This window comes from Aeromonas sanarellii (assembly GCF_000820085.1).
In the GTDB taxonomy this organism is placed as follows: domain Bacteria; phylum Pseudomonadota; class Gammaproteobacteria; order Enterobacterales; family Aeromonadaceae; genus Aeromonas; species Aeromonas sanarellii.
The window spans coordinates 43,920-51,261 of the sequence record NZ_CDBN01000033.1; the positions used below are offsets into that span (position 1 = coordinate 43,920).

Consider the following 7,342-nt stretch of genomic DNA (forward strand, 5'->3'; position numbering starts at 1 on the left):
ATGGACATGGCTCTGGATCAGACCGCAGCCCTGCCCGGCGACACTGTGCCCGGGTTGTTCTGCCGCCAGTCCAGCAGCCAGATCTTCAGCTTGCCGAGGGGCATGGGCCTGGCATAGACATAACCCTGGATCAGATGGACGCCATGCTGGCTCAGATAGTCGACCTGGGCCTGGGTCTCGACCCCTTCGGCGATCATCTCCATGTCCGACTTGAGGCCGAAGGCGATGATGGCTTCCAGCAGGTTGCGCTTGGGATCGTCCGTGCCTATGGTGTCGACGAACATCTTGTCGATCTTGATCTGGCGGATGCCGAGGCGCTGCAGGTAGGCGAAGCCGCCGTAGCCGGTGCCGAAATCGTCCAGCTTGAAGTGATACCCCTTCTCCTGCAGGGTGGCGATCTCCCCCATGGCCGCCTGGATGTCGGTGATGGGCTCACGCTCCGTGAGCTCGAAGGTGAGCCTGTCCGGAGAGGGCCAGCCATGGCGTTGCAACTGGCCGCTCAGATGGGGCTGCTCTATGTGGGCGGCCACCAGGTTGACACTGACCCACTGGGTCGGCGCCAGACTGGAGAGATCGGCGATGACCTGCTCCAGCAGTTGATCCGTCATGGGCAGGATCAGGTCCTGCTCTTCCGCATAGGCGATGAAGGTGCCTGGCGGCACCATGTTCCGCCCCCGCTGCCAGCGCAGCAGTGCCTCGAAGCCGACCACCTCCCGGGTGCGGCTGTCCACCACGGGCTGGTAGAAGGGGATGAACTCCCGCCGTGCCAGCCCGGCCTGCAGCAACCCCTTGAGGGAGCGCCGGTAGTTGCGCAGCCCCCAGTAGATGGCCACCAGCAGACCCCCCAGGGCACCGCCATACCAGAGGCCGTAGTGGCGAGCCTGCATGCTTGCATGGCGCTGCAGCGCCTTGCCTGCCCACAGGGTCTGCCTGATCTGCTTGCCGGGATCCAGGAAGCTCAGGCTCTGGCTGGCGGCTTCCTGCTTGATGGTGCTGTCCCCGCGAGGAAAGATGGGATTCACCTCGCCGGGTTCCAGCTGGCTGAACTCGAGATAGAAGCAGTCGGCACAAGGGGTTTTCAGCAGGTCATGGCTCCAGCTGTTGCTCAGCACCCAGTAGGCGATGTTGCCGCCGGCCCTGTAGTAGGCAACCAGCTCCTGCTCGGTGTGGAAGCTGGCCTGGGTGGCGATGATCCCGAACTGATCGCCAGCGGGGTAGGGGGGCATGTCGGCGGAGTGGAAGGGCAACGTCTGTCCCAGGCTGGAGCAGCCGCTGCCGGAGGCGAGAATGAGCCCCTGTATTCGAAGATGCTTGCTGTAAAAATGGGGACCGCGCAGCAGCGCCATGTCCTGGGGACCACAATCGAAACGAAAGCGAGCCAGCTGGAGGCGAATGCCTTGATCCAGTTCGCGGTGGCGTTCGAGCAGCGCCTCTTCTATCTCCCGGCCTTTCTGTGTCAGCAGCTGGCGGGCGAGGGGGCGCTCCAGCAGGTGCCCGAGGGGCAAGGCCAGCAGCGGTGGCAGGCAGAGCAACAGCAGACTGATCCAGAGAGGGGATGTTCGTCGCAAGAGATACCTGTCCGGTGGACGCATGGGATGCAAATGGATTGCAATATCATAGCATTAGCTGCATCGATTTGAGTCGGGTCGGTCACACTTGGAACAAAAATGGTAATCCCTTGATAAACAACCAATATGACAAATTGATTGATGAAGATTCAATCGCTGACCTGTCATAAATGACAATTGTCCAGCTTATCTGAAATGGCTAGAGTAGCGGTGCGGTTTGACTCACCGTGTGTTCAATACTCCTGTATCTATTTTTGTCAGTAGCACAGAGTGTTAGTTTTGATATGAGTGTTTCTTTTGGTCCCCGTGCGGGACCATTTTTCTGTCCGTCTCCCCCGGGTGTTGCCCCTCCTCCAGTTTTCCGTTCCGACGGCCTGCCGGCCAGAGTCTGACGCCCCCGTCCGCTTATTTGCAGAAGCGGGATCTTCATCCATAGGCGGCCTTTGGCCAAGGCTGATACCATGAGGCCCTATGGATGCTGTCGGCTACGGAAAGGCACATGAAACTGACCACTCAACTCGTCTCCTTTATTACCCTGTGCGTGATCGCGGCCATGGCCATGGTGATGCTGGGCGGGGTCTTCAGTTTTCGCCAGATGGGCATGGAGCTGCAGCAGAACCGGGTCGATTCCCTGGTGGAGATCATCGACAAGCAGCTGGGGGTGACCGATGACCAGCAGGCCCTTGCCCGCTGGCTGCCCTCCCTGCTGCGGGCCTCCCACGTGGTCGAACTGGAGATCCGCCAGGACAAGCAGCGGGTCTACTGGTTTCGCGACGTGCAGCAGCAGACCGACGAGAGCCTGCTGATCCCCTACAGCAAGGCGATCCCCAATCAGGCCGGCATGCGGGCCGACTTCAAGCTGGACAGGCCGTTCAAGGAGTTCGAGTACTCCATGCGGGCCATGTTTGGCATCTCCCTCGGCGTCTTCATCGTGGTGTTCGGGCTCTGGTACTCCATTCGCTGGCTGCGCCAGCAGTTGCGCGGTGCCGAACTGCTGGCGGAACGGGCCCAGCTGATCCTGGATGGCAAGCTCACCAAGCTGGCCCATGATCCGGCAGAGGAGTGGCCGGCCCCGGCCAGCCAGGCCCTCGACTATCTGCTGGCCGAGCTGGCGGACGCCCGCAAGGAGCGCAGCCGGTTCGACAACTTCATCCGCAGCAACGCCTTCGTCGACAAGACGACGGGCATCGGCAACCGCCTCTTCTTCGACAACCGGCTGGAGAGCGCCATCATGGAGGCGAGCGTGATCAGCGGCGGGGTGCTGCTGATCGAGCTGGCCGGGCTGGAGGAGCTGGATCCCGAGTTGAGCAGTCGCCCGAGCCAGGAGCTGCTGATGGAGGCGAGCGCCTCCATCGGTGCCTTCGTGCGCAAGCACAGCGGCGCCCTGCAGGCCCGCTATGCGGGCCAAGTATTTGCCGTGCTGCTGCCCAACATGTCCGAGAGCGAGATGGTGGACGGGGCCAGCCAGCTGCTCAAGAGCCTGCAGCGCCTGCACTGGCCCGAGGCGGTCAATGTGGAGACGGCCGTCTACCTGGGGGCCGTCTGCTACCAGGCCGAGGACTCCCTGCTCAAGGTGCAGGAGGAGGCCGAGCTGGCGCTCAAGAGCGCACGCCTGCAGGGCCACAGCGGATGGTTCCTGTTCGAGAAGTCCCTCAACGACGAGGCGAGCAGCAAGGGGACGGTGCGCTGGCGCACCCTGATCAGCCGTCGCATCGAGGAGCGGGGGATCTCCTTCTATCTGCAGCCGGTGCAGCAGGAGCGGGATCAGGTGGTGCTGCAGCAGGAGCTGCTGATCCGCATCCACGACGAACAGGGCAGGGAGCTGCAGGCGGGGGTCTTCATGCCCATGGCGGAGAAGGCCGGGCTGCTGCTGCCGCTGGACCGGCTGGTGGTCGCCAGCACCCTGCGCCTGCTGCGGCAGCGGCCGGCGTCGAGCTGCCCCGTCAGTCTCTCCCTCAGCGCCCAGAACCTGCTCAACCGGGAGTTCCAGCGCGAGCTCTTCTTCGATCTGTTCCAGCTGCCGCGCAGCACCAACGAGGGGCTGATCCTGCAGCTGTCGGAATCCCAGGTGACCCGCCACTACGAGGCCCTCAAGCGGCCGCTGCGGGCGCTGCGCATGCTGGGCTGCCAGCTGGCCATCGATCACGCGGGTCAGGACGTGGTGAGCACCCAGTACATCAAGGAGTTCGAGATCCACTTCCTCAAGCTGCACCCCAGCCTGGTGCGGGAGATCCATCTGCGCCAGGTCAACCAGATGGCGGTGCGCAGCCTGGTGGGCGGCTGTGCCAACACCCAGACCCGGGTGATAGCGGTGGGGGTGGAGAGCGGCGACGAGTGGAAGATGCTGCGCCACCTCGGGGTGCACGCGGGGCAGGGCCCCTGGTTCGCCGAGCCCGCCCCCTTCACCATGCCCACCTGACTGTGGCGCCGGCAGGGCGATGAAACGCCCTTTGGCGCGACCGGCCGTGGCGGGCGGTCCTAGAGACGGCCCTGCTCCCGCAAGCCCGCCAGCCCCTGCATGCCGCCGGTGTGGATGAAGACCACCTCGCTGCCGCGGGGAATGCGGCCGGCGTCCAGCTCCCGAAACAGCCCCCACATCGCCTTGCCGCTGTAGATGGGCTCGAGCGGCAGCCCGGTCTGGGCGCTGAAGTCCTGCACCCATTGCCAGAGCGCCTGGCTGAACCTGGCGTAGCCGCCGTCGTGGTGATCCAGGGCGATGTGCCATCCCTGGGTGGTGGCCGCCGCCGGATGAAGCCGGCACACCTCGTCATGGAGGAAGCCTCCCCCCTTGAGCACGGCGATGGCCAGGATCCGCTCCCGCTCCCGCTTGCCCGCGATGAGCCCCGCCAGGGTGCCGCCGCTGGCGCAGGGCAGCACCCAGAGATCCGGCGAGAAGGGCAGTTCGGCCACCAGCTCGGCCACCCCGGGGATGGCGAACGGGCTGCTGCCCCCCTCCGGCACTATCAGGGTGTCTTCATCCTCGAACCTGGCCAGCCAGTCGGGATCCTGGCGTCGCCGGTAGCTCTGGCGGTCCACGAAAACGAGATCCATGCCCCAGCCTCTGGCCGCACTCAGGGTCGCGTTGCTGACGGTGGCGGCCTCACCGCGTATGATGCCCGTGGTGCGCAGCCCCAATCTGAACCCAGCCGCCGCCAGGGCGTGGATGTGATTGGAGTAGGCGCCGCCAAACGACAGTATGTGCGTCTTGCCCTGTGACCTGGCCCGTTCCAGGTGGTATTTGAGCTTGCGCCACTTGTTGCCCGAGAGGGTCGGGTGGATCAGGTCGTCCCGCTTGCACCAGAGCCTGACGTCCCTGGCATCCAGCAGCGGGTGGTGGATCCTGTGCAGGGGGGAGGGGAGGCTGAGGGGGGCCAGCGGGTCGTCTGCGGGGGGCGTCGGCCCGGCCTTCGGAGCATTGTCTGTCATAAAATTGGAGGCTAATCGCCTGTTTATGTTAAGGTTTAATCCGTTTCATGCCGCCAGGTGCAGATCCAGATGAAGTCATTGTTCAGACGTTCGTCCCCCAGCCATCAGGTCGGACTCCTGCTGGCCAGCGATCGCATCCTGCTGGCCAGCACGGGGCCCGCGCCCGTGTTTACCAGCCGCGCCGTCAATGGTCCTCACGAGTGGTCCAGGGCCCTGGCAGAGCTGTTTTCCCAGCATGGGTTGGCCAAGTCTAAGGTGCGGGTGGCCCTGGCCGCCAGCCTTTATCAGCAGATCCAGATCGACAAGCCCGCCGTGCCCGATGCCGAGATGGCGGGGGCCCTGCCCTGGGCCGTCAAGGACTTCGTCACCGACCCCGTGCTGCAGCTCGCCATGGATTACGTGGATCTGCCGACCCCCCCTGCGGGCCGCCCGAGGATCAACGTGATCTGCGTGCCGAAGAGCCGGATACAGCAGGTGGCGGATGCGGTCAACGGCGTGGCCACCCTGGCCGCCATCGTCAGCGACGAGCTGGCCATGACGGCCCTCTACGAGGAGGATCAGGCGGTCCGCATGCTGCTCTGGCAACCCAGGGGACAGGAGCTGCAACTGCTGGTCTTCCATCGGGGCGGCCTCTGCTTCTCACGCCAGCTGCGCGGCTTTGCCGTCCTCACCGGCCCCCGTGAGCCCGAAGACGAGCTGCTCGACGCGCTGGCGCTGGAGCTTCAGCGCTCCATCGACTATCTGGCCGGCCATCTCAAGCTGCCGGAGCCGGGCCAGTTGCAGCTCGCGATCGCCTCCTCCGCCATGGGGCTGCTGGTCCGCTACCTGGAGCAGGCCTTCGGCTTCCCGGTGTCGGCCATGGCCAACAAGGCGGTGCTGGCCGGGGTGGAGTACCTCAGTGCCTATGGCGCCGCCCTGGGCAGGAGCGAATGATGAAACACCATATCAACCTCTATGGCGCCGAGTTCAGACCCAGGCGCCTGTGGGCCAGCCTCCCCCAGATGAGCCTGGTCTGGGGCGGCGTGCTGCTGTTGTTGCTGGCGGCCACCCTCTTCTATGGCTGGCAACAGCAGGGCCTGGACCGTGAATTGGCTGGCGTGCGGGCACAGCTCGAGGTGCAGCGCGGCGAGGCCAGGCGGCTGGATGCCGAGCTGGCCCGTCATCAGGCGGATGCCGGGTTGCAGCAGCAACTGGCCGACAAGCGGGAGGAGCTGGGCGCCAAGCAGGCGCTGATGCAGCAGCTTGGCAGCCTCTCCCTGCAAAAATCCCGGGGCTATGCGGGCGTGATGGCGGATCTCGCCCGCCTGCGGGATGCCCGCCTCTCCCTGCAGCGGATCGAGATAAGCGATGGGCGGATCAATCTCTCCGGGGTGGCCGAACGCAGCCAGGACGTGCCCGCCTGGGTGAATCGCTTCAAGCAGACCCCGACCCTGGCGGGGGCGCAGTTTGGCGAGCTCACCCTGAGTCGGGACAAGGAGGGCCGGCTGGCCTTCCAGCTCAGTGGCATAGCGCGGGAGGCCCCCTGATGGAGATGAAGGCACAGTGGCAGGGGTGGGCGACCCGGATCGCCGCCCTCAGCCTGCGGGAGCGGATCCTGATCCTGCTGACGGGGGTCATCCTGCTGGGCGCTCTCGGCGTCTATGGCTGGCTGGAGACCGCCGATACCCGCCTGAACCAGGATCGCCAGGCTCTGATGGCGGCGCAGCGGGATCTGGAGATCCTGACCCTGGAGAACCAGGGCAAGCAGGCCCGGCTGGGGCGGGATCCCAACGCCCGGGTGCGCGAGCAGCTGGCCGGCGTGCAGGCGTCCCTCGACCAGCTGGATGGGCAGTTGCTGGCCCAGACGGTGGATCTGATCCCGGCCCGGGAGATGCCGGCGGTGCTGGAGGCCCTGTTGTCTCGCTCCGCCAACCTGCATATGCTGGCGCTGACCTCCCTCAAACCCGAGCCGCTGATGGCCGGCGAGCAGCGCGTCAACCTGTTCAGGCACGGGATCCGGCTCCAGCTGGAGGGGGGCTATTTCGATGTCTACCAGTACCTGAAGGCGCTGGAGGCACTGCCCCGTCACTTCTACTGGAAGGGCTTCGACTACAGGGTGGTCGAGTACCCCAAGGCGGCGGTGGCGATGGAGATCTACACCCTCAGCACCAGCAAGGAGTTTATCCGTGGTTAAGCGGCATATCGGCGGGACGGGATCCCGCGCCCTCCCGTCCTGGCGCTGGCTGGCCCTGTGGGGCTGTCTGCTGGTCCCCCTGGCCCAGGCGGAGGTGCTGCAGGATCCCACGGCTCCCCTGGCCGGCACGGCGCAGGCGGCGAGCGCGAGCAAGGGGGCCGGCCTGCCCCGCCTG

The 7,342-nt window shown here is 65.4% G+C and carries 6 protein-coding genes and 1 pseudogene; 5 read left to right on the top strand and 2 right to left on the bottom strand.

What is annotated here, in order from left to right; translation table 11 throughout:
- Positions 1 to 17: 17 nt before the first annotated feature.
- Positions 18 to 1,568, bottom strand: a complete 1,551-nt coding sequence (locus tag BN1132_RS06635; RefSeq protein WP_084202643.1) for an EAL domain-containing protein — start codon at positions 1,566 to 1,568, stop codon at positions 18 to 20.
- A gap of 499 nt (positions 1,569 to 2,067) precedes the next feature.
- Between BN1132_RS06635 and BN1132_RS06640 the strand changes: the two genes are divergently transcribed.
- Positions 2,068 to 3,987 (top strand): EAL domain-containing protein, encoded by a 1,920-nt coding sequence (locus BN1132_RS06640; protein ID WP_042076176.1) that lies wholly within the window; start codon positions 2,068 to 2,070, stop codon positions 3,985 to 3,987.
- Between the two features lie 59 nt (positions 3,988 to 4,046).
- On the opposite strand, the gene BN1132_RS06645 is transcribed toward BN1132_RS06640, so the two are convergent.
- A complete protein-coding gene (locus BN1132_RS06645) occupies positions 4,047 to 4,994 on the bottom strand; it encodes a 1-aminocyclopropane-1-carboxylate deaminase/D-cysteine desulfhydrase (protein ID WP_042076178.1) in 948 nt (315 codons plus the stop codon).
- Between the two features lie 69 nt (positions 4,995 to 5,063).
- Between BN1132_RS06645 and BN1132_RS06650 the strand changes: the two genes are divergently transcribed.
- The 4 genes and pseudogenes from BN1132_RS06650 to BN1132_RS06665 form a co-directional block, all read left to right on the top strand.
- Positions 5,064 to 5,927 carry a hypothetical protein gene (locus BN1132_RS06650; protein ID WP_042076179.1) on the top strand — a complete coding sequence of 288 codons (864 nt, stop codon included), beginning with the start codon at positions 5,064 to 5,066 and terminating at the stop codon, positions 5,925 to 5,927.
- The gene (locus BN1132_RS06655; protein WP_042076181.1) at positions 5,927 to 6,520 is read left to right on the top strand and encodes a PilN domain-containing protein; all 594 of its coding nucleotides are present in this window, start codon (positions 5,927 to 5,929) and stop codon (positions 6,518 to 6,520) included. Before BN1132_RS06650 ends, BN1132_RS06655 begins: the two co-directional genes overlap by 1 nt.
- A complete protein-coding gene (locus BN1132_RS06660; RefSeq protein WP_042076182.1) occupies positions 6,520 to 7,167 on the top strand; it encodes an MSHA biogenesis protein MshJ in 648 nt (215 codons plus the stop codon). The genes BN1132_RS06655 and BN1132_RS06660 overlap by 1 nt, the downstream gene beginning before the upstream one ends.
- Positions 7,160 to 7,342, top strand: a pseudogene (locus BN1132_RS06665) (MSHA biogenesis protein MshK); the annotation flags it as partial. The gene BN1132_RS06660 and the pseudogene BN1132_RS06665, both read left to right, overlap by 8 nt.

Coding starts and splice junctions, on each gene's coding strand:
- BN1132_RS06640 (WP_042076176.1), top strand. CDS start 2,068: ATGAAACTGACCACTCAACTCGTCTCCTTTATTACCCTGTGCGTGATC.
- BN1132_RS06645 (WP_042076178.1), bottom strand. CDS start 4,994: ATGACAGACAATGCTCCGAAGGCCGGGCCGACGCCCCCCGCAGACGAC.
- BN1132_RS06650 (WP_042076179.1), top strand. CDS start 5,064: ATGAAGTCATTGTTCAGACGTTCGTCCCCCAGCCATCAGGTCGGACTC.
- BN1132_RS06655 (WP_042076181.1), top strand. CDS start 5,927: ATGAAACACCATATCAACCTCTATGGCGCCGAGTTCAGACCCAGGCGC.
- BN1132_RS06660 (WP_042076182.1), top strand. CDS start 6,520: ATGGAGATGAAGGCACAGTGGCAGGGGTGGGCGACCCGGATCGCCGCC.